Raw genomic sequence first — 24,802 nt, forward strand, 5'->3', positions numbered from 1 at the left:
GAGGGGAGGACACAATGACGGCCAACGATCTGGTCGACCGCCTGGCCGAACTGGACGGACTGAAGGAACTGGCCCGCGAGGGCGCGGACCCGGGTGCTACCGCGCGGCAGCACGCCAAGGGCAAGCTGGTCGCCCGCCAACGGATCGACCTGCTGCTGGACAAGGGATCGTTCACGGAGGTGGAGCCGCTGCGCCGGCATCGGGCCACCGGATTCGGCCTGGAGGAGCGGCGGCCGTACACCGATGGGGTGGTCACCGGCTGGGGCACGGTGCTCGGCCGGACCGTGTTCGTCTACGCGCACGACTTTCGGATATTCGGCGGTGCGCTGGGCGAGGCCCACGCCCAGAAGATCCACAAGATCATGGACATGGCCATCGCGGCCGGCGCGCCGCTCATCTCACTGAACGACGGGGCGGGCGCACGGATCCAGGAGGGGGTGCCCGCACTCGCGGGGTACGGCGGAATCTTCCGGCGTAACACCCGCGCCTCCGGGATCATCCCGCAGATCAGCGTGATGCTGGGACCGTGCGCCGGCGGCGCGGCCTACTCGCCGGCGCTGACGGACTTCGTGTTCGTGGTACGGGACATCTCGCAGATGTTCATCACCGGCCCGGACGTGGTACGCACGGTCACCGGCGAGCAGGTCTCCCAGGACGGGCTCGGTGGCGCGGACGTGCACGCCGGTGTCTCCGGGGTGGCTCACTTCGTCTACGACGACGAGGAGACCTGCCTGACCGAGGTGCGTTTCCTGCTGTCCCTACTGCCGTCCAACAACCAGGAACTGCCGCCGTCGCGGCGGAGCGAGGACCCCGCCGACCGGCTCGGTGACGCCCTGCTGCGGATCGTGCCGGCCGACGGCAGCCGGTCGTACGACGTCCGCGAGGTGATCGAGGAGATCGTCGACGACGGGGAGCACATGGAGGTGCACGCCGCCTGGGCGCCGAACCTGGTGTGCACCCTGGGCCGTCTCGACGGCCGGGTGGTGGGCATCGTCGCCAACCAGCCGGCAAGCCTAGCCGGGGTGCTGGACATCAAGGCCAGCGAGAAAGGCGCCCGCTTCGTCCAGTTCTGCGACGCCTTCAACATTCCCCTGGTCACCCTGGTCGACGTGCCGGGATTCCTGCCCGGCGTCGACCAGGAGCACGAGGGCATCATCCGCCGGGGCGCGAAGCTGCTGTACGCCTACTGCAACGCCACCGTCCCCCGGATCTCGGTGGTGCTGCGCAAGGCGTACGGCGGCGCGTACATCGTGATGGACTCTCGGTCGATCGGGGCGGACATCGCGCTGGCCTGGCCCGGCAACGAGATAGCGGTGATGGGCGCCGAGGGTGCGGCGAACGTCGTGTTCCGTCGGGAGATCGCCGCGGCGGACGACCCCGAGGCCACCCGGCGGCAGAAGATCGACGAGTACCGGGCCGGGCTGATGCACCCCTACTACGCGGCCGAGCGAGGGTTGGTGGACGACGTCATCGATCCCCGTCAGACCCGATCGGTGCTGGTCCGTGCGCTGACCATGCTCCAGGCCAAGGACGCCGACCTGCCGCGTCGCAAGCACGGCAACCCGCCGCAGTGACGCGACGGACGACCGACGCCGTCCCTGGGACAACTCGTGTGACAGAGGAGTTCAGATGGGTGAACAGGACAGCCGCTACCTGCTGCGGGTGGTGAAGGGCAGCCCGGACGCGGTGGAACTCGCCGCGCTGGTGACGCTGCTGCGCTCGCGGACGACCGGGACCGTGGCGTCGGCCGGGGACCCCGGCCGAGCGGCGGAGCCCCGCCCTCGCGCCTTTGCCCGGACGGCAGGCTTCGACGGCCCGCGTACCTGGCGTAACGGTTTCCGCTGACGGCCGGTCGACGGAAAGGGAGGGCCATGACGGCGATCTCGGCCACAGGTACCGGAGCGGAATCGGCCCGCTGGGACCGGCGGGCATGGGCGATCCTGTCCATCCTGTCGGGCAACATGGTGCTGGACTCCATCGAGGTGTCGGTGGTGCTCGTTGCGCTGCCGTCGATCGGTGCCGACCTCGGCCTGTCGCTGCTGAACGTGCAGTGGCTGATGAGCGGCTTCGCACTGGGGTTCGCCACGCTGCTCCTGCTCGGGCGGCCGATCACCGCCCGATGGGGGGCCCGCCGCGCGTACCTGGTCGCGATGGCCGTCTTCGCCGTGGCCTCGCTGGTCGGCGGTCTCTCCGACGACATCGCGGTACTGATCGCCACCCGGGTGGTCAAGGGGTTCTGCGCGGCGCTGACCGCGCCGACCGGGCTGGCCATAATCGGCGCCACGTTCGCGGGGCCGCAGCACCGGCGGGCGGTGTCGGTCTACGGATTGTTCGGCGCCGTCGGGTTCACCGTCGGGCTGCTCCTATCCGGCGTGCTGATCGAGTCGGGCTGGCACTGGATCTTCCTGTTCCCCGCCCCGGTGGCCCTGGTGCTCCTGGTGCTCGGCCTGCGGCTGCTGCCGCCGGATCCGCCGCCCACCGCCGCGCCGCGACCGGCACCCGTACGCGACGGCATGTTGGTGCGCTCGGCTGTCGGCGCGGCCACGCTCAACGGCACGTACCAGAGCCTGCTGTTGCTGGTCACCTTCCAGACCTGGCACGAGCTGGGCTGGCGTCCCTGGCAGACCGCGCTGGCACTGCTCCCGGCGTGCGTACCGCTGATGCTGACGGTCCCGTTCGCCGGTCGGATGGTTGCCCGTTTCGGCACCACCCGGCTGATCGCCCTCGGCGCGCTCGCCGCGTTCCTCGGCATCCTCTACTACCTCTGGCGGCCGTGGGTGCACGCCTATCCGACCACGACACTGCCGGCCCTGCTGCTGGTGGAGGCGGGATTCGTGCTGTCCTTCGCGGCGCTGAACATGCAGGCCACGGCCACCGTGGAGATCGCGAACCGGGGCCGAGCGGTGTCGCTCTACCAGGCCGGTGTGCAGATCGGTGCCGTGGTTCTGCTGCCGCTCGTGGCGCTGCTGCTCACAACCGCCGGCAGCCCCCGACCGGCCCTGGCGCTCGTCACCGCCGTCGGCGCGGCCGGCCTGCTCGTCGCGCTCACCGGGATCCGGCACCGGCACGCCGTCCCGGTCCCCACCACGATCCAGCGGAAGGCGCCACTGTGACGGACCAACCGATCAACCTCGTCGTCGTCATCGCCAGCGTCCGGGACGGGCGGCTCGGCTCGACCGTGGCCGACTGGTTCGTCGGCCAGGCCATGGCGCACACGGACCTGGCCGTCGACGTGGTCGACCTGCTTGACTACCGGCTGCCGCTGGTGATGCCGGCGACCGGCTGCCCGCCGGACACCGAAACCGCACCGGTACGGGATGCGCTGGCCGGCCGGCTGGCCGTCGGCGACGCGTTCGTCGTGGTCACACCCGAATACAACCACAGCTTTCCCGCCGCGCTCAAGAACGCGCTCGACTGGTTCACCGGGGAATGGGCGGCCAAGCCGGTCGGCTTTGTCTCCTACGGCGGAGTCGCGGGCGGGCTGCGCGCGGTGGAGCAACTCCGTCAGGTCTTCGCCGAACTGCACGCGGTGACCGTGCGCGAGTCGGTCAGCTTCCACGATGCTCGGGCGCGATTCGACGACGACGGACGCCCGTACCGCCCCGAGGAGTGCGAGGCCGCCACGAAGGCGCTGCTCGACCAACTCCACTGGTGGGCCGAGGCACTGCGGGACGCGCGGACAAGGCGTCCGTACCGGCGCTGACGCTGTTGCCTGACGGACTCCATGGTCCAGGTACCGGTGGCGAACGGCGCCGGTACCAGACCGCCACCCCTCGACACGGGAGACAGGATGACCCCGCCGATCTCGACCGTCATGCCCGATGTGCGTCGTGCCGATGCCCCGATCGCCTTCGTCAGCACCTGGTACGCGCCGGACCCTGAGGCGGCGCTACGCCGGCTGGAAGACCTCGGGCGACGCCTGTCCGGCACGACGCGGCCGTCAGGGATTCGCTCGTCGAGCTGTTTTCTCGACATCACGGGCGACACGGTCCTGGCGTACACCCGATGTGTGGGCGGGGACGGTCACCGGGAGTTGGTCCGGTCGCTGCATGGGGAGTCGGGGGCGGGGCCGGTCGAGTACCGGCTGCGGCGCAGCGTGGTCCAGGACGACGCACCACCCGCGTGCATGGTGATCGCGACGTTCGACGTGGACGGTCCGGACCGGCAGGAGTACATCGTCGACTCCATCGCCGACTCGATCGAGCATGCGCCACCCGGCCAGCACCCGGGGATGCTCACCGCGAACTTCCACGTCAGCGCCGACGGCAGCCGGGTCCTCAACTATGCGGAGTGGACCTCGGACGAGGCGCACGAGGCATTCCTGGCCGGGGCCACCCGGACGACCACGCTGCGAATCAGCACCACAACGCCGGGCGTGCGTCCGATCGGCTTCAAGCGGTACCACCTGCACCGGAGCGTCTCGTGGTCCTGATTGGGACATGCGCGGCCGGCGAAATTGAACTGGTTGGTACAGTTGGTTGTCTCTCCTGGTAAGGTCTCGGCTGTGGGCACTGCGGCTGGCGTCCCGATGTCCACGTCCACGTGAGAACCGGATTCGATGTCAGGCCCCTGGGAGATTTCGTTGAAGACTGTTGTGATTTCGGGCGGGACCGATGGAATCGGTGCCGCGCTCGCGCTCCTGTACCTGCGTCGCGGCGACAACGTCGTCATCATCGGCCGGGACACGGCGAAAGGGGCGGCGATTCTCGACGAGGCCGGTAGCGTCAGCGGCGAGGGACTTGTCATCCCGGCCGATCTGAGCCTGGTCACGGAGAACGAGCGGGTCGTCAAGGAAATCAAGGCGAAGTACCCGGTGGTGGACGCCCTGGTCTTGTGCGCCCGGTACTTCAACACCGAGCGGAAGGTGACCGAGGAGGGCTTCGAACACACGTTCGCGCTCTACTACCTGAGTCGGTTCCTGCTCGGGCACGGCCTGGCTGACGTGCTGGAACAGGCGGACCGTCCAGTTGTCATGAATGTCGCCGGGCCTGGCCCCAGCCCGGGCCGGATCCAGTGGGACGACCTCGGGCTCGCGCGGCACTACGAGGGAATCGGCGCGCTGATGCAGGGCGGGAAACTGAACGACCTGCTCGGAGTCGCCTTCACCGCCCAACACCCGGGCAGCCGTATCCGTTATGTGCTGTTCCACCCGGGGAGCACGGCGACCAGCTTCGCCGGTGAGTACGATCCGGCGACCGCGGTGCAGATCGAGTCGATGAAGCGGTCCGGCAAGCCGGTGGACCTGAGCATCGTGCCGATCGTCGCCGCCCTGGACGCACCGCCGTCGGAGCCGCTCAGCGCGCTCGTCGAAGGGCGGCGGATCGGTCTGGACGGCGACGCCTTCGACCGGGACAAGGCACTGCGGCTGCACCACATCACCGACGAGTTGTTGTCCCGCTGACACCGAGCGCTTCACAAAGAATTGAGAAATCCCTTCACAAAGCCTGACCGGGACCACCGCCACGACCGAATAACATCGACGGCGTCCCGTTGGTCGCAGACATTTTCCGACTCACCGTCCTGCCTGTCCATCGCCCCGGGATGGTCTTCCTCCCGTTCTCCTGATGGCGACGATTCCGAGGAGACTTTGAATACATGAACTCCCCGCAGCCCGACTATCCATCGTGTACGGTGCCCGTGCCGTCGGCGCGGTGGTAGCCGCCAAGGTCGCGCTGGTCACCGGCGCGAACGCGGGAATCGGGTACCACGTCGCCCGGCAACTCGCCGAAGCCGGCGTACACGTCCTGCTCGGATCCCGCGACCCTGTCCGGGGGCAGCTGGCGGTCGACCTGCTGGCCGCCGACGGGCTGACCGCCCAACTGGTGCAACTCGACGTCACCGACCCGCACTCCGTCGCGGCGGCGGCGAAAGCGATCGAGGCAGCTCCCGGGCGGCTGGACGTCCTGGTCAACAACGCGGGTGTGGCGGTCGGCTTCGCGCCGCCGTCGCAGGCGAGCGTGGACGACATGCGTGCCACCTACGAGACGAACGTCTTCGGCGTCGTCGCGACCACGAACGCCACGCTACCGCTGCTGCGACGTGCACCGTCGGCCCGGATCGTGAACGTCACCAGTGTGCTGGGCGCGATGCACACGATGACCGACCCCACGGCACCCTGGGCCGATCTCACCCCGTTGGCCTACCGCTCCTCCAAGGCGGCGCTGAACGCCGTCACCGTGCTCTACGCGAACGAACTGCGCGGCACCGGTGTGACGGTCCACCTGGTCTGTCCCGGCCTGCGGGCCACCGGATTCGGCGGTGGCAAACCCCCACCGGGTGCGGGTGACCCCGCCGAGGGGGCGGCCGGCGTCGTCCGCGTCGCGCTCTCCGACGACGGCACCACCGGGACCTTCCACAACCACGAAGGCACCGCGTACGCCTGGTAGCTGCTACCCCGCCGCCAGGGTGTCCCCATCTTCCTTGTACGGCCCGAACGTTCCGAGGAGGCGTCACCCACATGAACTCCGCGCACACCGAGCCACCCGTGTCCGCCGGTCCTGGACCAGTGATGGCGATCGTGACCGGCCACTGGCAAACGAAGATCCTGGTCACCGCGGTGGAGGCCGACCTGTTCACCGAGTTGTCGGGTGCCCCGGCGACCGTGGAGCAGGTGGCTCACCGGCTCGGGTTCCGGATGCCGGGTGCCCGGGACTTCCTCCTCGCCCTGGTGAACCTGGGGCTGCTCGAACACGAGGACGGAGAGCTGCGGAACTCCGCCACCGCCGAGGGGCACCTGGTCCGTGGTCGGCCCGAGTACATCGGTGGCTACCTGCGGTTCTGCGCAAGCGAGCTGAATCCCGCCTGGGACGGTCTCGCCACCTCCCTGCGTACCGGGCAACCGCAGAACCGTGCCGCGGTCGAGGGTAATCCGTACGACTCGCTGTACCGTGACGAGGCGGCGACCGAGGCGTTCCTGGACAGCATGGACATGTTCAACACACCGATCGGACTGCGCATCAGCAGCCTCGACTGGAGCCGGTATAGCTCGGTCGTGGACGTCGGCGGCGCTCGCGGCAATTTCGCCCACGCGTTGGTGGCCAGGAATCCGCACCTCACCGCCACCGTCTTCGACCTGCCGCAACTGGAGCCGGCATTCACCAGGCACATGGCCACGCTCGACGGGGCCGGCGCAGTCACGTTCAGCGGTGGGAATTTCTTCACCGACCCGCTACCCGAGGCCGACGTGCTGATCTTCGGTCACATCCTGCACAACTGGGGCGAGGAGGATCGGATCAAGCTGCTGCAGAACGCGTACCAGGCGGTCAAGCCCGGAGGGGCGGTGTTTGTCTACGACCCGATGGTCGGCGACCGCAACCCGTCGCTCAACGCCGTCCTGGCGAGCCTGAGCATGCTGGTCTGGTCCGCCGGCGGCGGCGAGTACTCGGCCGAGGAGTGCCAGGGCTGGCTGGCCAAGGTGGGATTCCGCCCGGAGACGGTGGAGCTCACCGATACGCCTGACGACGTCCTGGTCGTCGGCCACAAGAGTCGTTGACCACCCCGAGGAATCCGGCTTTCACCCCGAGGAGTCAAGGATGTCCACCTCATCCGGCGTCCAGCCGGTCATCCATCACCCCGATGTCACCTCCGCGCTCGTCAGCGAGGTGATCGCGGGCGGCCCCGAGCGCCAACAGGCCCTGGCCGAGGCGATCGTCGCACACTGGAGGGCGAGTACCTGGCCGTCCGGTCTCATCTCGCTCAACTGCTTCAGCAGCACTGACGGCGATGCGGTGCTGACGTACGCGCAGTGGTCGTCGGACGCGGCGCTGGCCGCGTCGTTGCGGGAGGAGGGAAGTGTGTCGCGGGCAGCGCCAGGTTGGGGCGTACCCGGCGTCCAGGCTCCAGAACCACAGCGGTACCGGCTGTACCGGGTGGTACGCGGCGGCGCGCTCACCGAGCCGGCACCGGTTCCGCAGTGCTACCCGGCTGCCATCTTCAAGATGGAGAACTACGAAGCGGCGCAGGGCTGGGTCGACGGCCTGCTCGCCTCGGAGGAGGCCACCGAGGGCGAGGAGCGCGCGTACCCGGGTGCAATCGCCGCCAATTTCCACATCAGCGTCGACGGCACCAGTGTGTTCCTGCTGTCGGAGTGGGCCTCCGAGCAGGAGGCGCAGACACACATCGCCGAGGTGATCGAGCCGATCCTCGATCAGGTCGGCAGCGGGGACACCGGTGCGGGCAGGCGCTACCAGCATCACACCAGCCTCATCGGGCCACCCGTGTCGTCGTAGCGGGATGCCATCCGCCGCTCAGCCGCCCGGTCCTCCAGGACTGCGAGGACCTCTTCCGTACGCTCGTCGCGCTGCCCTGTCGAGAACCGGCGGCAACAAGGCGACGACAAGCCCGGGCTGCTGGGGAGATAGACGCGTGGCGCTCAGGGGTTTGAACCATGGGCGGGGCTCATAACCCAGAGGTCGTAGGTTCAAATCCTGTCCCCGCTACAAATGAAACACCGGGTTAGAGCCCGCTTCCTGCAGATCGAGGAAGCGGGCTCTAACTTGTTCGGCGGGCAAGTGAGTGGGCAAACGACGCGTCACGATGGGGCATCTCGCGTGAGCGGGCGTGGCCCTGCCCGGCCGAGCGTTAGGTATCGCCCTGGGACAGGTCCGATGTCGGGTGATCACACCGGCGGGCCGCGCGGAGGTGCGGCCTCGGTTGGTCCGCGACGGCGGTAGCCGAAGCGGCAGTCACCGACAGGCCAGGCGCAGCGATCCGGGTGGCTACCCCATGAGGGGCGCCACCCGGTAACTCGAAAGCTGGTATCGGTGTCCTGTCGACGCCGACCATCGTGGTGGCGAGGTCTACTCTCCGCGTTTTACCGAAGTCGATCGACCATGTCCCGAGGAGCTGTCCTCAACCCGGATCCGAGCCGCGCCGTCACCAGCCGTCGCAGTAGTCCATGCCTGAGGTGGAGGTCCCGTAGAGGTTGGCAGAGTAGATCCAGCCGTACCGGTCCGTGTTGTAGTCGTACGCGGCGTACCAGGTGTTGTTCGCACTGTTGACGTAGTAACAGGAGAGCGCAACGTAGGTGCCGCTGGCGAGGTAGGTGATCGGGTCGCATCCGGCCTGCGGCCCCACGCGAAGCGGAGTGTTTGCCTCCGTGTACGCGTACCACCCGTAGTAGGGATCGTCCTGGGGGATGGAGCAGGCCGCCGCAACTGCGGCCGAAGTGCCGCCGGTAACCGCGAGCGCGGGCGCCGCCGGTACGGCGACAGCGCCGAGCATCACGGTAGCCATAATCGCAGTCTGAATCATGCGACGCATCTTGTCTCCCGTATAGATATTGGAAAGATCGACATTGCCGATGAGATCGACCAACCGCGACCTTGTGGTCGTCGACAATGAATGTTGCCGCGACTCAGTGGCCGGTCGGGGACTGGTGGTGTTGCTGTCGGGTGCCGTCGTGGCGGCGCCTTCCGGAACGACCGAACTCGGGCCGGCGATCGGTCCGTAAGAACGGCGATGAATGTCTCGGATCAATGCGTTGCGAAATCCTTTCTCCCGGTCGGGTGGGTGCGTGTTGCCCTACGACAACGATGCCAAATCGCGGCTGACGCGGTCGTTGGACGTGCGTGCACACGGTTGTCGATGCGTGCACAGATTCATCCGAACGCCCACTGGAGGGGGCAGGATCCAGGGTTGCGGGTATCCTCACAGCCGTACGAGCGCGCCAAGTTCGTGAAGGTGCAATCAGGTGGCTGGCGAGTTCGAAACTCTCAACCCATCGATAACCGTCATTGCAAAAGCTCTACTCGTTCTGGCACAGTGTGCACGGTCCGCTCAATAGAGCGTGACCAAATCTGTGATGGGATGGGAGAGCTGTGCGCGACGATCAGCAGCGATGGATCCTGGGGTTTGACGGAGCCTGCGGCAGGTGCGCGGTGATATCCGCCGCCGTCCTGGAGGCGAGCAACGGGAAGCTGGAGGTGCTCCCGCTGACAGATCCGGAGGTACAGCGGTGGCGGCGCCAGAGCATGGGTGCCGCGCCGAAATGGGTGCCCACCCTGCTTCGCGTTCAGGGCGATGACGCCCGCGCGTGGACGGGTCCGGCGATGGCGGTCGCGTTGGCCAAGCGGCTCGGCCCGCGAGCAACGGTTGGTGTGCTCCGCGCGCTTGGGCAACTTCGAGAGGAAGCCAAGACCGGGACGCCGCGCGGGGCCGAGCCCGAACCGGGGATCAGCCGCAAGCGGTTCCTACAGCTCGGCGGCGGCCTGGTCACAGCGGTCGGACTGTCATTCGCCGGCCAGACACCCGCGTTCGCGCGCTCGCCGCACGCCGACGCGAGCGCCTGGGTCGAAGCGAACATGCACAATCTGCCACGGCAGTACGGTGAGATCATTCGGCACAACCTCGACTACCGGCGGGCGATCTTCCGGGTGCTGTCCCCAGAAGATCGGACTCGAGCATGGCTTGAGCACCTGGACCGCTACCGTGATGCCCACCCCACGCTCTCCACGGCGCAAAGCACGGTGCTCCGGGATGCCAGGGCCCTGGTCGCGAAGGTCTTCAACTCGTCAGGAGACCACTCGACCGAATCAGAGGCCCTCGCCGAGGCGGCGAGGCAGGCGTTCGGGCATGAAGAGGCGGCCGGTCTGCTCGCGCGACTCGGTCCTGAGGATGCCCGGCAGCGCCACGAGATGATTACCTGTGAATGCTCGGTGCAGTCCGGCTCTTGGTGTCTTCCGAGCAGCTGTCAACACATCACCTGCACCCGCACGAGCAGTGGCTGCGGCACGCTGTGGCAGTACCAATGCAATGGAATGTGCTACCCCGGCTGACAGGCGAAGGCACCGGTGCTTTGTGGTCCCCTGTGCGGGGTGGTCGTGGAGTACCAGGTGGTCGCCAACACGCAGGCCACCTGGTACTCGGCGCGAGTCCGGACTCTGTCGCAGGTCTCCGGCACCGTTGCCGGTAAGGAGCTGCCGGACGACCATCGAACACGCCGGCCTGCTGAGGTGCTAGGAGCTGTTCTCGCCGGCCCCCGGGCGTCGGCCGCACGTGGGGTTCGGCGGGGACACTGCGATCGCCGGTTCGTGTGCCGCCGATCCCGTTGCAGACTGTCGGTACTCGATGGGCGGCATGCCGTACGCGGCCCGGAAGAGACGACTGAAGTGCGCCGCGTCGCTGAATCCGGCGCGGGCCGCGATCGACGCGATCGAACTCCTGGCGAGCCGAGGATCGGCCAGATCGCGGCGGCAGCGTTCCAGGCGGCGTTGACGGATCCAGCCGGCGACCGTGAGCCCCTGTTCGGCGAAGAGCTTGTACAGGTATCGCAGTGATACCTGGTGCGCCGCCGCGATCATGCGTGGCGAGAGGTCGGCGTCCCCGAGGTGCCGGGTGATGAAGTCGTGGATCCGGACCTGCAGTACCCGTTGGCGCGTCTCCCCCGGCAGCGCCGACTCGCTGTCGAGGTGATGGGCGCATACCGCTGCGAGCAGGTCCACCGTTACGGTCGCGAGGCGGGCGGCGTCCTGCGGACGGTAGCTTGGCGCGTGCCGGGTCAGGTCAACCAGAAGCTGGGCGAAGAGAGCTCCCATCCCGTCCCGACCGGAAAGCGGTACCGCGACGAGTCGCGCGAGCGACGCCGCAGGCAGTGGCAGAAGAGTCCGAGGAATCTGTGCGACCACACCGGTGACCAACCCGTTCTCGGCGCTGGCGGTCGCGTGGAACGGCAGCGACGTGTCGTAGAGGACCAGGTCCCGGTGCCCGAGGGCCGTCGATCGACCGGCCGTGACCAGTCCGAGGTCGCCGCCCAGACTGAGCCAGAGGCTGATCTGCTCGGGATCCTCCTGCTTGACCAGTTTCGCGGACCGATGGATTCGGATGGATGGGTAGTCCAGCGCCGACACCTGAACACCTGCGAGGTTGACGAGACGCATGGTCGCGGCGAAGTTGTTCTCGTGATCACTGCGTACGATGGAAGGAATCAGGGCCTGTCGCATCAACTCGTACCAGGCGGCAAATCGGTCTCTTGGCGGCAGATCAATCGTACTGAAGTCCACATAGATCACCATGGAACTATAGATCTTCCAGTAGGTGCGGTGGGGCTGTGCGCGGCGAGCGGTCGTCAACCGGCGGTACAGGAGCGGATCCGGGGTGGGCGCTGGAGATGCCACTGTGGTGAGTGGGTTCGCGTTTGGCGACGACGTCGAAGTCGACGCCCTCGATCTCGTTGGCCCCGGCCGTCACGATGACGGCGATGACCGGCTCCGCCCCCGTCGTGATGCCACCACCACTTCAGCCGTGCCTGCGCCGGACGTCGGGGTCCGCGCCGTCCGGATTCGAAACTACGACACGTTTCTGTCCCGTTGCGCCCCGTCCGTACGGAGCACGGCGCGCAACCTGGCGTGGGCCTGCCGGTCGAGGCCGTCGAGCAGGGTCAGCGCCTCCGCCCAGTGCCGGCGCGCGTCCTTCGTACGCCCCAGCACCGCATGGGCGTCGCCCAGCACCTGCTGAGCGAGTCCCATACCGCGTCGGTGGCCGAATTCCCGGCAGATGACCAGTGCCTGCCGGGCGCGGGTCAGTGCCTCCGTGGTGTCCCCGGACATTGTCAGCGTCTCCGCGAAGTTGATCAGCATCAGTGCCTCGCGTAACCGGTCACCGCACTGTCGGGTGATGGCGAGTCCGGCCCGGTGGTGGGCCACGGCCCGGGTGAAGTCGCGGCGTCGCTGGAACACCAGACCGAGGTTGTCCAGGACCGACCCCTCCTTGTAACGGTCACCCAGCTCGCGCCGGATGGCGAGGCTCGCCTGCAGGTGTCGCAGGGCGGCGTCCAGATCGCCCTGATCCCGCAGGGCGTTGCCCAGATTGTTCAGGCACAACGCCTCGCCGGCCCGGTCGCCGAGATCACGCTGGATCACCAGAATCCGGTGCAGCAGATCGATGCCCTGGTCCAGTCGCCCCTTCCGGAGCATCGCCACGGCCAGCACGTTGAGGGCCAGCGCGTTCGCCGCCCAGTCGCCGAGCCGTTGCGTCGCCTCGACCCCCAGCTCGCCGAACTGCACCTGCTCGGTGACGTACCCCGCGTAGTCGAGGAACCTGATGATGACCAGTGCGAGATCGCGTACCTCGGCGAGATCGTGCCCGGTGGCCAGCCGCTGCCGGGCGATCATCAACAGGTTCGTGTGTTCGCGTTCGAACCAGGCCCACGCGGGCGCGATGCCGTCCAGTTGGTGGTTGTGACCGGTGGACCGGGCCGGCTCGCGGTCCGGAAACTGTTCGTGCGGATAGAGCAGGTGGGCCGCGGACGCGGTCGTGGTGAACAGGTACCTGGTCAGCCGGGCCAGTGCGGCCTCGCGTACTGGCGCCGGTTCGACCGCCTCGGCGCGTTCCCGGGCGAAGAGACGGACGATGTCGTGGAATCCGTACCGCACGTCGCCGGACGGCTCCAGCAGGTGCGCGTCCAGCAGTTGTTCGAGCATCCGCTCGGCGAGCGGCACCGGTAGGTCCGCCAGGGCGGCAACGGCTGGTGCCGCGGCATCGGACCAGTCCGGCAGGCTGGCGAGCCGGAACAGGCGGATCGCCTGCCGACGGTCGTCCTGCTCGGACTCGTCGAACGCCCGGTATCCCAGGTACAGGCTGGCGCGTACGGAAAGGTCACCGGCCTCGAGTACGTCGAGACGCCGATGCTCGTCGTCGATCCGGTCCGCGAGGCCGACCAGGGAGGCGTTCGGTCGGGCCGCCGCGCGGGCGCCCACGATCCGCAACGCCAGCGGCAGCCCGGCGCAGCGCTGCACGATCACCGAGGCGGCGGCCGGATCCGCGTCGACCCGCGCGGCGCCGATGGTCCGGCGCAGCAGGTCCAGCGCGACGCCGTCGGGCATCGGCTCCAGCGAGACCCGGGCGGTCACGTCCAGGTCGAGCAGCCTCCACCGGCTGGTCACCAGGGTGGTGCAACCGGCGCCGCTGAGCAGCAGCGGACGCACCTGCGCGGCCGAGGCGGCGTTGTCCAGGATCATCAGTACGCCGTGTGCGGCGGTCATGGTCCGCAGCAGGGTGCTCGCCTCCGCCACCGTGGGCGGAACGGTGGACGCGCCCATCGCGCGCAGGAAGCGGGCCAGCACCTCGGCGGGATCGGCCGGCGCGATTGCGGCGCTGGCGCCGTGCAGGTCAGCGTAGAGGCAGCCACCGGGATGCCGTGCGACCACCTGGTGCGAAAGGTGCAGCGCGAGCGCCGACTTGCCGACGCCGCCGGCCCCCTCCACGACGCACACCGCACCGTCGACGGCCATCGCGTCGAGCAACCGTCGGGTCTCGGCGGTACGCCCGACGATCACCATCGGTGGCGGCGGCAACTGGAACGGCACGGGCCGATGCACCGATGTCGTCGGCCCGCTCGTCGGCGTCGATCTTCCGGCCCCCGGCACCGGTTCGATGACGGTACCCGCGTCGCCGTCGCCGTCGCCGTCCTCGACGGTACGGCCGGCGCCGGGAAGCTGTGCCCGCCCCGGGCCGTCGAGCGGAGGCAGCAGCCGGAGCGTGTTCTGCTCCGTGCCGCGCTCCGCAGCCAGGCGCTGCCACGCCCTCACCCAGGGTCCCATCCGGCTGGGTGGTACGTCGCAGGCCCGAAGCAGCGCGACCACCAGTTCCCGGCGGGGAAGCGTCGCTCGCCCGAACATGGTGGCGAGGGTGCTGGCCGGCAGGATCTCGCCGTTGGCCTGTGCCCGTCGCGCGATCGCGCGGTAGGTGAGACCCGACTGGTCACGGACCCGACGCAGGAGTGCGACGTACTGTGCGGCGCTCGATGCGATCGTCGGGTCGACGTCGAGACCGGGTGCCGTCACGGTGTTCTGTTCGGCATCACTTCGTTCACTGTCCACTGAGACGAATTGGACCAGACGGCAGGCGGGGAGAGGGGCCGAAAGTGCCACCTTTCGGTCGGGGGCGAAGGCTTGCCTGCCTGGCCGGATGGCTGGACGCACCTCGGTCACCGAGCCCAGCCGGTCACGGGTGAGGTCGACCCGACGTCGGAGCGCCGCTCCGCGCTCATGGACGCGGGGTGACGCTCCGACGCGACCGGCCGCCCCGGGCGGTCAGTTCCAGTCGATGCGGTGGCGGCGGTCAGGTCGACCCGACACCGCGTACGGCGATCAGGTCCAGCTGATGCCACGCTTGCATACGCCGCGCATGAGCTTCTCCTCTCCTCGGGCAGGAGGCGGCTCCGGATCCGCCCCGTCATCCCAGCGTCGATCGCGCGGACCCTCCGGTGGAAGGTTCAGCGGCGGTCGAGTCCGTTCGGAGTTGTTCGAGCGGCGCGTCGAGCGCCACGACGCTGCCGCTGCCGCCTGACGAGTGGGCGGTGGCGTCGGGTCGTCGCCGGGGCCAGAGCGGGACCACGGCCAGCACCGCGACCGTACCCAGCAGGCCGCTGACCCCGATCACCGTGGTGGCGGCCCAGTGGTCGGCGGCCAGGCCGGCGAGGAGCATCGCCATGCCCTGCAACCCGGCCAGTCCGGTGATCGCGACCCCGAAGGCGCGCCCGCGGAACTCGCTCGGCACGGCCCGCCCGAACAGGGCGTTCAGCGGGATGGCGAAGGCGCTCCCGGCACCGGCCAGGACGAGCAGGCCCAGCACCGCCCACAGTGGCGGCGAGGTCCAGACGACGACCAGGACCGCGCCGGACAGTGCCGCCAGCGGCAGGATGAGTCGCGGCCGGACGCCCGGTGGGCAGAACCGGGTGAAGGCCAGCCCGCCGACGCCCATGCCCAGCGGCGCCGCCGCCAGTAGGAGTCCGACCGTGCCCGGCCCGCCGCCGTACTGGACGGCCAGTGGCGCCATCAGTCCCTCGGCGGCGTAGGTGAAGGCGCTGGCGAGCCAGAGAACGAGAACGTAGGCGCGCAACCGGCGGTCGGTGAAGATCACCCGCAGCCCGGTGGTGGGGCCCAGCCCGGTGGTGGGGCCACGGCCGCTCGACCGGCTCGGTCGGGCGGGCGCCGGGCGGGGGCGTACGCCGACGAGGATCAGCAGCGCGGAGACCAGGAACGTCGCGGCATCGACCAACAGCGCACCACGCAGCGAGAGCACCGCCACCAGGCTGCCACCGGCGGCGAATCCGACGACCTGGACGACCTGGGCGCTGATGTTGTCGACGCCGTTCGCCACCGGGTACCGGTCACCGTCGAGCACCTCGGGCATCAACGCGGCCCGAGCGGCCACGAACGGCGGCCGCAGCAGGTTCACCACGAACAGCAGCGCCACCAGTGCGGGCGCGGCAAGGCCGGGCAGGGCCGCCAGCGGAATGAGCAGCGCGCGGGCGAGGTCGCATCCGATCATCAGTCGGCGGCGGGGGAACCGGTCGGCCAGGCCGGACAGCAGCGGGCCGCCGGTGAGCCAGGCCAGGTAGGAACTGGCGAAGGCCGCCGCCGCCAGCGTCGCCGAGCCGGTGCCGGTGTAGACGAGGTACGCGACCGTGATCGCCGTGAGCTGGTCGCCGAGCAGGGACAACAGGTACGCCCCGAACAGGTACCGGTACTCGCGCACGGCAAACACCTGCGTGTACGTCGCGGGGTGCTCCGTCACCGCTGCTCCTCGATGCTCTTCCTCGATCCGTCGACTCCAGACCGTATCCAGCGGTGGTGGCACCGGGACCGGTCACGACGTTCGGGTCCGTTCGGGACTGTTCGACCTCCTATGCCGGGCACTCGCCGGTGATCAGACTGGCCCTGTCCGCGCGCCGGTTCGATTCCGCCCGCTGGTGAGCCGGCGTACCTCACGGAGGCCTGTGTGATCACGTCCGCCCGTCTGACGTTCGGCCAACTCGCCATCGTTCGGGACGTCGAAGACGTACCGAGACAGCGATGGCACGAACCCAACCTGTCGGCGATCTGGCAGCTGCCGGCCGGGACCACGTTGGCCGCCGTACGCGGGGCGATCGGCGTCCTGGTCCGCCGGCACGAGTCGCTGCGGACCACGTACGACCTCGCCGGTGCCGGCGGACCGGGGCAGCTACTGCACCCGCCGGAGGAGCCGGTAATACGGGTCGAGCGCACCGGCGACCCTCGGGTCGATCCGCGAACGGTGCTCCGGGAACTCTCCCAGCAGGGGTTCAGCCTGGTACGCGAGCCCCCGTGGCAGGCCACCGTGGTCACCTCGGGCACCGAACCGGCGCACCTGGTCCTGGTGAGCCACCATGTCGTCGCCGACGGGCACGCGCTGACGGTCCTCGAACGGGACTTCTTCGCGGCACTGGCCGGTGGCCTCGACGGGGCCGCGACGGGACCCGGCGTGATCGTGGCGCACGAGCAGTCACCCGCCGGGCTGCGGCGCGGCGAGGCGGCGCTCGCGTACTGGACGAAGATGCTCGCCGAGGTGCCACCGGCGGTCGCCGGCGAGCCGCCGTACGTCCAGGCCACCGTGGTCTCGGCGACGCTGCTGGCGGCTGCCCGGCAGGTGGCGGCGAGGCTGCGCGCGTCCGTACCCAACGTGGTCCTGTCCGCGTTCTGCACCGCCCTGTTCGGACTCACCGACGACGACCGGTTGGCGGTCCGCCTGCTCTCCTCCAACCGGTTCGACCCGTACCGCAGGGACATCGTGACCTCGATGAACCAGTGGGTTCCCATCCTGGTCGACCGGCTACCGACGCCGGACCCGGCCAGGCTGGTACGCGAGATCGGCAAGCGTGCCATGGTCGCGTACGCCCACGGCGTCTACGACGTGGACGAGGTGTTCCGGCTGCTGGACGGCGCCGGTTTCCGGCCGGGACAGTACGACAGCCTTTGGTCGTTCAACTTCGTGTCCCACCGTCCCCGGGACCCTCTGCCGTCGGAGCCGCCGGGCCGGGCCGAATCTCCCGAGCGGGTGACGGTGCCGGGCGTGCCCGAGGTGTCCACGGCACCGGAGGACGAACCGATCCACTGGGCCCCACCGTTCTCGTCGGTCGGGCCACGGTGTTACCTGCGCGCGATCGAGGGCGCCGATCTCAGGCTCGAACTCCGGGTCCCGACCAACCGGTCGAGCGTCGCCGCCGAGCTGATCCGTCGGATGCGCCTCTTCCTCGTCGAAGCGAGTCGGACCAGCTGAGCCGACGGCGCACAGACAACCGCAGCCGCCGGCAGCCGCCGCTGACGAGCTGACTCGATTCCCGTTCCCGTTCCCGTTCCCGATTCGCGAAGCAAGGAGACGGTATGCAGGACCAGCTCACCGTACCGCTGTCCCCGGCCCAACGGCTGCTGTGCTGGGTGGACGAGGTCACACCCGGAATGATCTTCGGGCCACGGTTCGTCGCCGTCGGCGGCTACCGGATCACCGGGCCGCTCGACGTGTCGGTGCTGCGCGACGCGTTGAACCAGCTCGTGGTGCGGCACCGGGCGCTGCGTACGAGGATCGTGCGCGACGACGGGATGCCGTACCAGTGGGTACGTCCGCCCGCGCCGGTGCCGTTGACCGAGGTGGCGCCGGACCAGCTGATCGACGCGATCGTCGCCGGCGAATACCCGCCCGGATCCTCGTCGCTGCTCTGGGCATTCCTCGCCCGGCACGATTCCAACGACGCGACCCTGGTCCTGGTGGCCCAGCACACGGTCGCGGACCCCTGGTCGATGCGAATCCTGATCACGGATCTGCTCCGCACCTACGGCGACAGCGCGGCCGGGCGGACGCCGGCGGGACAACCGGACCCCGTCGCGATCGCGCTCGGCGCGAGCGTGCCGGACTCGCCCCGTCACGACGAGCAACGTGTGCGGCGGCTGACGGACCACTGGCGGCAGATACTCACCGACCCGCCGGCGCTTCCGCTGCCCGCGGCGGCGCCGGGAGGAGATCCGCGTACGTCCGAGGTCCGGTTCCCGCTGTCGGTGACCGAGCCGCGGCTCAGGGCCGCCGCCCGCCCGCTGCGCACCACGCCGTTCGTGTTGCTGCTCAGCGGTTTCATGGGCGCGCTCGGCACGCTGACCGGCGCCGCCGATCTCGCCGTCCCGGTGCTGACGTACGGGCGCGACCGGTCCGACTGGGACACAGTCGGACTCTTCATGAACGCGTTGCCGGTACGGGCGGATCTGAGCGGCGACCTCACCGCGCCCCAGCTGGTCAGCCGCGTCCACGCCGCCTTCGCCGCCGCGTTCAGCCGGGAACTACCCCTGGCCGAGCTGCTGTCACGGTTGCCGGAGGCGGTCCGGTTCTTCGCCCCGGACGGGCCCGTCTGCGCGCAGTTCGAGGTCATCCAACTCCCGCCGGCGCAGCCGTCGGCACCGCTGTCCCACCAGCCGCTGCGCCTGCCCGCCGGGCTTCCGCTCGGCGGGCCGGTGATCCCGGTCAACGGCCTGGTGACCTGGCTGGAGCAGGACACCGACGGCGGGTACACCGGGACGATCCGGTTCCGGGCCGACCTGTTCAGCCCGGACACCGTCGACCGGCTGGTGCGGTGCTACGCGGACCGGCTCGACGAGCTGGTGGGGCTGTGACGGCGGCCGGCGCCGGGGTGCCGCCGTACCCGGAGCACATCCTCGACCTGATCGAGCCGCACCTGCGCCCGGACTCGACCGCCACCGCCATCGTCGACCCGACGATCTGCCTGACCTACGGGGAACTCGACGGGTTGACCCGCCAGGTGGCCGCCGAGCTGCGGCGTCAGGGCCTCGTGCCAGGCGAACCCGTGGTCGTCCGGGCCCGGCTGGGCGGCTGGGCGATCATCGCCCTGCTCGGCGTACTGCGGGCCGGGGGCCGGTACGTCCCGGTCGACGCGGCCTTTCCGATCGAGCGGCAACGACTCACGCTCCGGCAGAGCGGGGCGACACTGGCACTCGTCCAGCCAGGTGTGGAACCGATGGCGGGACCGCGGCGAACGATCGATCTCGGTCCACTCCCCGCTGGGTCACCCGCGCCGGACCGGGGTTGGTGGGGGCCCGACGCGTACACCTATTTCACCAGCGGGACCACCGGGCAGCCGAAGGCGGTCACCGTGCCGGCATCGGCGCTGGCGTACTCCACCGCGGCGCGCCTGGCCTACTACCGCGAGCCGGTCGACGGCTTCCTGCTCTGCTCGTCGATCTCGTTCGACAGCTCGGTCGCGGGCATCTTCTGGACCCTCGCCAGCGGCGGACGGTTGATCATTCCAAGCGACCGACCGTCGAACCTGGTCGCCGTGCAGCAGGCCGCCGCCCGGTACCGGGCGTCGCACCTGCTGATGGTGCCCTCGCTGTACGCGGTACTGCTGCGATCGGCCGACCCGGCCCGACTGGCCAGCCTGACCACCGTCGTCGTGGCCGGCGAGGTGTGCCCGCCCGCCCTGGTCGCCCGGCACTTCGCCGTGCTGGCGGAGACCGCCCTCTACAACGAGTACGGACCGACCGAGTGCACGGTCTGGAGCACCGTGCACCGCTGCACCCCGGCGGACGCGGGCGCGCCCAGCGTGCCGATCGGAACCCCGATCCCGGGTACGACGGTGTCGCTGCGTACTCTGCCCGGCGGTGAACCGGTGCCGGCCGGGGCGGTCGGCGAGTTGTGGATCGGCGGACCGGGTGTTGCCACCGGGGCGGACCACCACCGGACCGGGGATCTGGCCAGCATCGGAAGCGACGGCCTGCTGCATTTCCACGGTCGCGCCGACGACCAGCTCAAACTCGGCGGAGTCCGGATCGAGCTGGCTGAGATCGAGCGGGCGCTGACCGACCACCCCGGGATCACCGCCGGTGCCCTCGGTCGGTCCCGGTACGGCCACGGCCCGATCACACCGGTCGCCTTCGTCGTGCTGGCGGGCGAGCCGCTCGACACCCGGGCGATCCGCGCGTTCCTCCTGGCCCGGCTGCCCGCGGTGGCGGTGCCGACCCGCTACGTCGTACTGGACCGGCTGCCCACCCAGCCCAACGGCAAGCTCGATCGCGGCGCCCTGGACCGGTTGGCGTCCGCCGGTTGACGATCCGGCCGGCGGTCAGCGCGGGGTGGCGACCACCGGTAGGCGCTTGATGCCACCGAGCCAGGTCGACTGGACGTGCTCGACGTCACCGGCCAGCTCGAACGACGAGAACCGGGCGAACATCTCGACGAAGAAGGTCCGCAGCGCCAGCCGGGCGATCGACGCCCCGACGCAGTAATGGGGGCCGTCGCCGAAGCTGAGGTGCCGGTTGGGCGCCCGCCGGACGTCGAACGTGTGCGGGTCGGGAAACACCCGCTCGTCCCGGTTCGCGGAACCGATCCAGACGACCACCGCGTCGCCCTCGGCGATCGTCACGTCGCCGAGCCGCGTGGTGCGGGTGGCGCACCGCAGGAAGTGCCGGGCCGGTGCGGACCAACGCAACGCCTCCTCCACCCCGCTGTCCAGCAGTTGGGGATTGCGCGCCCAGTCGGTGTAACCGCCCGACCGGATCAGTTCGAGCAGCGCCACGTTGGGCACGTGCGGAATCGCCGCGCTGGCACCGAGCAGCAGGCTGTAGCAGTTCGCCACGACCGCCCCGGCGCTCAGCCGCTCACCACCCACGGTCATCGACGCCAGTACGTCCACCAGGTCGGCGCGGGGATGGCGTCGGTGCGCGACGACCAGGTTGAGTAGATATCCGAAGAGTTCCCGGTGGGCCCGTTGGAGGGTCGCGTCGGTTCCCTCCGGCAGTTGGTAGTCCGGATCGTCCTCGGCCACCGACATCGCCACCAACCGCGCCAGTCGCGGCCAGTCCTCGGCCGGGATGCCGAGCAGCGGCCCGAGCATCGCCATCGGCAGGGCGCTCGTGGCCTCGGCGAAGTCGAACGGCCCGCCGTCGAGGGCGGGCGCGAGCAGCCGGGCGACGTCGACCCGCAGCGTATCGGCGTGTCGCCGGATCGCCTTGACGGTCAGCTCGCGCTGCACCGGCCGGCGTATCTGACCGTGCCGGGGCGGGTCGGTGGCGGCGAACTGGTGGTCGCTGGCCGGTTCCTCCCGGCCCAGCATGTTCAGGAAGACGCCTCGGGTGGAGGTGAAGGTGGCGTGGTCGGTGAGTACCAGCTCCGCGGCGTCGTAGCTGGCCACGGCCCAGAATCCGGACTTGCCCTCGACCGGCTGCCAGCGGACGGGCTGACGCTCCCGCATCGCCCGCCAGACCCCGTGTGGTTCGCCGTTCCCGTACAGCCGGGGGTCGGAGAGGTCCACCCGGTCCAGGTCCACCTCGGTGGTGCCGGCGGGCGAATCGCGCCTCATCGGGCATCCACCTCCCGGTCGCCCGCCGGCATTGCCTCGACCAGATCGGCGATGGTCGGCGAGAGGAACAGCACCGCGGCGTCGATCTCCACGCCGAGGTCCCGGTAGATGTCCATCAGCAGGTCGGCGGCGAGCAGCGAGTCACCGCCGAGTTCGAAGAAGTCGTCCCGGACCCCGACCGGCGACACCCCGAGCTTGGCGCTCCAGAGCATCGCCAGCGTGCTCTCCACCGTGGACTTCGGTGCCACGTAGGTGGAGGCGACACCCAAATCTTCCCTGGAAACACCACTCATTCCGTCCGTACCCCCATGGTCGTCGGTCCATCGGCGCCGGTGTGTGCCGCCGGTCCACTTGTCGGGCCGCCGCCCGCGGCGCCAGCGAGCAGGACACCAATCTGGTCAGCGGCTCACTCCCAGCGTCGAACCGGCGTAACCCCGGATCAAGGCCGCCGCTGTTCGGATCCGTTCGAACTTGTTCAGCCCGTCTCTCCATTCGGCCTCCCGAACAACACGTGCGGTGCCCGGTCGCGTCTCGGACCGTGAACAATGGCATCGAGTACGGCACGCGTCCGAGTGAGAACAAATCGGCACCGGTACCGTTTTCCGACAGGCCCGGTGCGTTTCGTCGAGCGGCGGCAGACAATGTCGCGCACGAGCAACAGTGCTAACTTGCGAATCGACCACGCCGCCGAGGGGCGTCCCGCCCCCTGACCCGAATCCGGTGCCACATGGACTCACCGCCCTCGTCCATCGAGGACATCGCGCGTCTGGTTCCCGGCGTTCGCGACGCCGCCAGTGTGACCGTTGACGGCCCGGTAGCGGCCCGGCTGGTGCTGTTCGTCGTGGCCGGCCAGAGCACGAATCCCGATCGGGTGGCGCGTGCGGTCTCGGCGGCACTGCGGACCGCCCCGCCCACCCTGCCGCGACCGGAGGCCGTCCTGGTCCGGGCCGAGCTGCCACGGGGGGCGGACGGCCTGCCCGACCTGGCCGCACTCGGCGTACTCGCCGGTGGCGCGCAGTCCCCGCCGGCCACGGCCGAGCGGGCTACCGCCGCCGAAGAGCGCCCCGCCGCGCAACCGGATGTCGTCGGTCCGGAGCCCACCCCGACGCCGTTGCAGCGGATCGTGCTGGGTGCCTGGGAGCAGGTCCTGGGGCGCGCGCAGGTCGGGCTCGACGACAACTTCCACGACATCGGCGGCGACTCCGCCGCGGCGATCGAGATCGCATTCCGGCTTCGCGGTCAGTTCCAGGACATCGACGTGACGGAGATCCTGGTCATGGACACGCCCCGGCAGGCCGCCGAGGTGCTGGCGACCCTCGGTACCCCGCAGGACCGGCCGGCCTGATCTTCTCGATCACACCGCGGCGCGTTCGACGAGCGTCAGGAACTGCTCCAGCAGGTCCCCCTCGCGCTCCTCGAAGCCACCGAACCGGGCGAGCTCGTCGCGGGTCGGCCGCCGCCCCTCGGTGACGCCCATGAGCAGGCCCAGCCGGAACCGGTTCACCTCCTCGACGAACCGGCCGTATCCGGCGATCGCCCGCTCCGGATGGTCGAGGTGTCGGCCGAAGGCGAGGAGGCTCTGCCGGTGCATCAGCAGCCGCTTGTGCTCGTGGTACAGGTGCAGCATCGGGTAGTCGACCGGTACGGTCCCGTCCGCCGCCAGCTCCAGATGCTCGCGTACCCCGTCGTGGGTCGAGATGCCGAAGCGGACCGGTGCGGTCGCGGCGATGTCGACGGCTCGGTCGTACCACCACCAGCCGTCGGTGACGGTGAAGCCCGCCGGCGGGGTGCAGGCCAGGTACCGGCACATTTCAGCGTAGATCCGATCGAGGGACAGGGGTTCGTCGGTGTCGGGCGGGCGCAGGGTCTGGATGACCGACCGGATCAGGTGGAGCTGGCCCTCGCCGCGCATCGCCTCCAGCCCGCTGGTGAAGGCGTCGTTCAGCTCGTCGGCCCGAAACGTCATCGCGGCGAATCTGGCGTCGCCGTCGAACCCGGTGGCGAGCAGGTCGCCGTTGCCGGCGAACCCGGACAACAGGAACTCACGGATGCGGGGGCCCGCGCCGGTGAGGCGCCTGCTGTCCAGCATGACGATCGAACAGCGGCCCTCGTCGAACCGGGCGCGCAGGAAGTCGACGAGGGGCCCGAGGGATCCGGCCGCCTCCCGCGATACGGTCGAGGCGTCCAGGAACGTGGTGTAGGCGAAGGAGTCGGGGTAGTCGAGGACGTGCTCGTCGGGTCGTGAGGTGAGCCGGTAGGAGCAGAGCTGCACGAACCGGTGGGAGAACCACGAGTGCAGGCCCGCACCCAGCACCGCGCAGAGCGGTAGCGCGGCGTACGCCTTCGAATTGACCAGTCGCTGGACGCGGATCGGCAGGGAACGCACGGCTTGGTCAGCCCTTCCTGGTGACCGGCCGTGCGAGGGTGATCGCGAGCCGGGCGGGTGGGTGGCAGCGTGGATCGTCGGTGGGTCGTGGTCCACGCCGTACCTTTCTCGGTAGACGACAGCAGCGGGGTGGCGGTGACGGAATCGCCGCCCGGCGCGAAGAATGCGGTGTCGCCGCCAACCTTTTCGGAGCCGCGCGGAAACGCCGCGAAACGACCGGGCCGGATCAGCCGATATTATGTCTCAGGAAAGCACTGCTCGCGGCCCCGGCGCATGCGGACGGGCATTGTCCGCTGTGGAGCGACGGGCCCGAACAACAT

At 69.7% G+C, this 24,802-nt stretch carries 21 protein-coding genes; 14 read left to right on the forward strand and 7 right to left on the reverse strand.

The window, feature by feature from the left end; genetic code table 11:
* Positions 1 to 14 precede the first annotated feature (14 nt).
* From ACZ6QQ_RS04770 to ACZ6QQ_RS04810, 9 genes are all read left to right on the forward strand, one after another.
* Complete coding sequence (locus tag ACZ6QQ_RS04770) at positions 15 to 1,574, forward strand: acyl-CoA carboxylase subunit beta (protein WP_465874358.1); 1,560 nt, start codon at positions 15 to 17, stop codon at positions 1,572 to 1,574.
* A 55-nt stretch (positions 1,575 to 1,629) separates the two neighbouring features.
* Positions 1,630 to 1,845, forward strand: coding sequence for an acyl-CoA carboxylase subunit epsilon (locus tag ACZ6QQ_RS04775; RefSeq protein ID WP_465874360.1), 216 nt, complete (start codon positions 1,630 to 1,632; stop codon positions 1,843 to 1,845).
* Positions 1,846 to 1,871: 26 nt separating this feature from the next.
* Positions 1,872 to 3,113, forward strand: a complete 1,242-nt coding sequence (locus ACZ6QQ_RS04780; RefSeq protein ID WP_465874362.1) for an MFS transporter — start codon at positions 1,872 to 1,874, stop codon at positions 3,111 to 3,113.
* Positions 3,110 to 3,703 carry an NADPH-dependent FMN reductase gene (locus tag ACZ6QQ_RS04785; protein ID WP_465874364.1) on the forward strand — a complete coding sequence of 198 codons (594 nt, stop codon included), beginning with the start codon at positions 3,110 to 3,112 and terminating at the stop codon, positions 3,701 to 3,703. Before ACZ6QQ_RS04780 ends, ACZ6QQ_RS04785 begins: the two co-directional genes overlap by 4 nt.
* An 87-nt stretch (positions 3,704 to 3,790) precedes the next feature.
* Complete coding sequence (locus ACZ6QQ_RS04790; RefSeq protein WP_465874365.1) at positions 3,791 to 4,432, forward strand: antibiotic biosynthesis monooxygenase family protein; 642 nt, start codon at positions 3,791 to 3,793, stop codon at positions 4,430 to 4,432.
* Positions 4,433 to 4,582: 150 nt separating this feature from the next.
* A complete protein-coding gene (locus ACZ6QQ_RS04795) occupies positions 4,583 to 5,401 on the forward strand; it encodes an SDR family NAD(P)-dependent oxidoreductase (protein WP_465874367.1) in 819 nt (272 codons plus the stop codon).
* 223 nt (positions 5,402 to 5,624) lie between these two features.
* Positions 5,625 to 6,386 (forward strand): SDR family NAD(P)-dependent oxidoreductase, encoded by a 762-nt coding sequence (locus ACZ6QQ_RS04800; protein WP_465874369.1) that lies wholly within the window; start codon positions 5,625 to 5,627, stop codon positions 6,384 to 6,386.
* Between the two features lie 122 nt (positions 6,387 to 6,508).
* Entirely contained in the window at positions 6,509 to 7,492 is a 984-nt protein-coding gene (locus ACZ6QQ_RS04805; RefSeq protein WP_465874371.1) for a methyltransferase, read from the forward strand.
* 40 nt (positions 7,493 to 7,532) lie between these two features.
* Positions 7,533 to 8,228, forward strand: coding sequence for a hypothetical protein (locus ACZ6QQ_RS04810; RefSeq protein WP_465874372.1), 696 nt, complete (start codon positions 7,533 to 7,535; stop codon positions 8,226 to 8,228).
* A gap of 646 nt (positions 8,229 to 8,874) precedes the next feature.
* Here the strand turns inward: ACZ6QQ_RS04810 and ACZ6QQ_RS04815 are convergent.
* Positions 8,875 to 9,234: a hypothetical protein gene (locus ACZ6QQ_RS04815; protein WP_465874374.1), complete on the reverse strand. Its 360-nt coding sequence runs from the start codon at positions 9,232 to 9,234 to the stop codon at positions 8,875 to 8,877.
* A gap of 584 nt (positions 9,235 to 9,818) precedes the next feature.
* On the opposite strand from ACZ6QQ_RS04815, the gene ACZ6QQ_RS04820 reads away from it, so the two are divergent.
* Entirely contained in the window at positions 9,819 to 10,775 is a 957-nt protein-coding gene (locus ACZ6QQ_RS04820) for a bacteriocin fulvocin C-related protein (protein WP_465874375.1), read from the forward strand.
* A 180-nt stretch (positions 10,776 to 10,955) separates the two neighbouring features.
* Here ACZ6QQ_RS04820 and ACZ6QQ_RS04825 read toward each other — a convergent pair whose 3' ends face one another.
* From ACZ6QQ_RS04825 to ACZ6QQ_RS04835, 3 genes are all read right to left on the reverse strand, one after another.
* Positions 10,956 to 12,011, reverse strand: coding sequence for a helix-turn-helix domain-containing protein (locus ACZ6QQ_RS04825; protein ID WP_465874377.1), 1,056 nt, complete (start codon positions 12,009 to 12,011; stop codon positions 10,956 to 10,958).
* Positions 12,012 to 12,284: 273 nt separating this feature from the next.
* Positions 12,285 to 14,816: a tetratricopeptide repeat protein gene (locus ACZ6QQ_RS04830; protein ID WP_465874378.1), complete on the reverse strand. Its 2,532-nt coding sequence runs from the start codon at positions 14,814 to 14,816 to the stop codon at positions 12,285 to 12,287.
* A gap of 355 nt (positions 14,817 to 15,171) precedes the next feature.
* Positions 15,172 to 16,515 carry an MFS transporter gene (locus ACZ6QQ_RS04835; protein ID WP_465874380.1) on the reverse strand — a complete coding sequence of 448 codons (1,344 nt, stop codon included), beginning with the start codon at positions 16,513 to 16,515 and terminating at the stop codon, positions 15,172 to 15,174.
* Between the two features lie 204 nt (positions 16,516 to 16,719).
* On the opposite strand from ACZ6QQ_RS04835, the gene ACZ6QQ_RS04840 reads away from it, so the two are divergent.
* From ACZ6QQ_RS04840 to ACZ6QQ_RS04850, 3 genes are all read left to right on the forward strand, one after another.
* Positions 16,720 to 18,015, forward strand: coding sequence for a condensation domain-containing protein (locus tag ACZ6QQ_RS04840; protein WP_465874382.1), 1,296 nt, complete (start codon positions 16,720 to 16,722; stop codon positions 18,013 to 18,015).
* Positions 18,016 to 18,119: 104 nt separating this feature from the next.
* Positions 18,120 to 19,394, forward strand: a complete 1,275-nt coding sequence (locus tag ACZ6QQ_RS04845; RefSeq protein WP_465874383.1) for a condensation domain-containing protein — start codon at positions 18,120 to 18,122, stop codon at positions 19,392 to 19,394.
* On the forward strand, positions 19,391 to 20,845 hold the full coding sequence (locus tag ACZ6QQ_RS04850) for an amino acid adenylation domain-containing protein (RefSeq protein WP_465874384.1): 1,455 nt from the start codon (positions 19,391 to 19,393) through the stop codon (positions 20,843 to 20,845). Before ACZ6QQ_RS04845 ends, ACZ6QQ_RS04850 begins: the two co-directional genes overlap by 4 nt.
* A 15-nt stretch (positions 20,846 to 20,860) precedes the next feature.
* Here the strand turns inward: ACZ6QQ_RS04850 and ACZ6QQ_RS04855 are convergent, their stop codons facing one another.
* Both ACZ6QQ_RS04855 and ACZ6QQ_RS04860 read right to left on the reverse strand, forming a co-directional pair.
* A complete protein-coding gene (locus ACZ6QQ_RS04855; RefSeq protein ID WP_465874386.1) occupies positions 20,861 to 22,096 on the reverse strand; it encodes a cytochrome P450 in 1,236 nt (411 codons plus the stop codon).
* A complete protein-coding gene (locus tag ACZ6QQ_RS04860; RefSeq protein ID WP_465874387.1) occupies positions 22,093 to 22,344 on the reverse strand; it encodes a phosphopantetheine-binding protein in 252 nt (83 codons plus the stop codon). The genes ACZ6QQ_RS04855 and ACZ6QQ_RS04860 overlap by 4 nt, the downstream gene beginning before the upstream one ends.
* A 479-nt stretch (positions 22,345 to 22,823) precedes the next feature.
* Between ACZ6QQ_RS04860 and ACZ6QQ_RS04865 the strand changes: the two genes are divergently transcribed.
* Complete coding sequence (locus ACZ6QQ_RS04865; protein ID WP_465874388.1) at positions 22,824 to 23,441, forward strand: phosphopantetheine-binding protein; 618 nt, start codon at positions 22,824 to 22,826, stop codon at positions 23,439 to 23,441.
* 9 nt (positions 23,442 to 23,450) lie between these two features.
* Here ACZ6QQ_RS04865 and ACZ6QQ_RS04870 read toward each other — a convergent pair whose 3' ends face one another.
* The gene (locus ACZ6QQ_RS04870; protein WP_465874389.1) at positions 23,451 to 24,482 is read right to left on the reverse strand and encodes a hypothetical protein; all 1,032 of its coding nucleotides are present in this window, start codon (positions 24,480 to 24,482) and stop codon (positions 23,451 to 23,453) included.
* Between the last annotated feature and the right edge of the window lie 320 nt (positions 24,483 to 24,802).

Source organism: Micromonospora sp. NPDC049529, from assembly GCF_055586685.1.

Bases quoted from the DNA above. Each gene is read 5' to 3' on its own strand.
- ACZ6QQ_RS04770 (WP_465874358.1), top strand. From the start codon at position 15: ATGACGGCCAACGATCTGGTCGACCGCCTGGCCGAACTGGACGGACTG.
- ACZ6QQ_RS04775 (WP_465874360.1), top strand. From the start codon at position 1,630: ATGGGTGAACAGGACAGCCGCTACCTGCTGCGGGTGGTGAAGGGCAGC.
- ACZ6QQ_RS04780 (WP_465874362.1), top strand. From the start codon at position 1,872: ATGACGGCGATCTCGGCCACAGGTACCGGAGCGGAATCGGCCCGCTGG.
- ACZ6QQ_RS04790 (WP_465874365.1), top strand. From the start codon at position 3,791: ATGACCCCGCCGATCTCGACCGTCATGCCCGATGTGCGTCGTGCCGAT.
- ACZ6QQ_RS04805 (WP_465874371.1), top strand. From the start codon at position 6,509: ATGGCGATCGTGACCGGCCACTGGCAAACGAAGATCCTGGTCACCGCG.
- ACZ6QQ_RS04810 (WP_465874372.1), top strand. From the start codon at position 7,533: ATGTCCACCTCATCCGGCGTCCAGCCGGTCATCCATCACCCCGATGTC.
- ACZ6QQ_RS04815 (WP_465874374.1), bottom strand. From the start codon at position 9,234: ATGGCTACCGTGATGCTCGGCGCTGTCGCCGTACCGGCGGCGCCCGCG.
- ACZ6QQ_RS04825 (WP_465874377.1), bottom strand. From the start codon at position 12,011: ATGGTGATCTATGTGGACTTCAGTACGATTGATCTGCCGCCAAGAGAC.
- ACZ6QQ_RS04845 (WP_465874383.1), top strand. From the start codon at position 18,120: ATGCAGGACCAGCTCACCGTACCGCTGTCCCCGGCCCAACGGCTGCTG.
- ACZ6QQ_RS04855 (WP_465874386.1), bottom strand. From the start codon at position 22,096: ATGAGGCGCGATTCGCCCGCCGGCACCACCGAGGTGGACCTGGACCGG.
- ACZ6QQ_RS04865 (WP_465874388.1), top strand. From the start codon at position 22,824: ATGGACTCACCGCCCTCGTCCATCGAGGACATCGCGCGTCTGGTTCCC.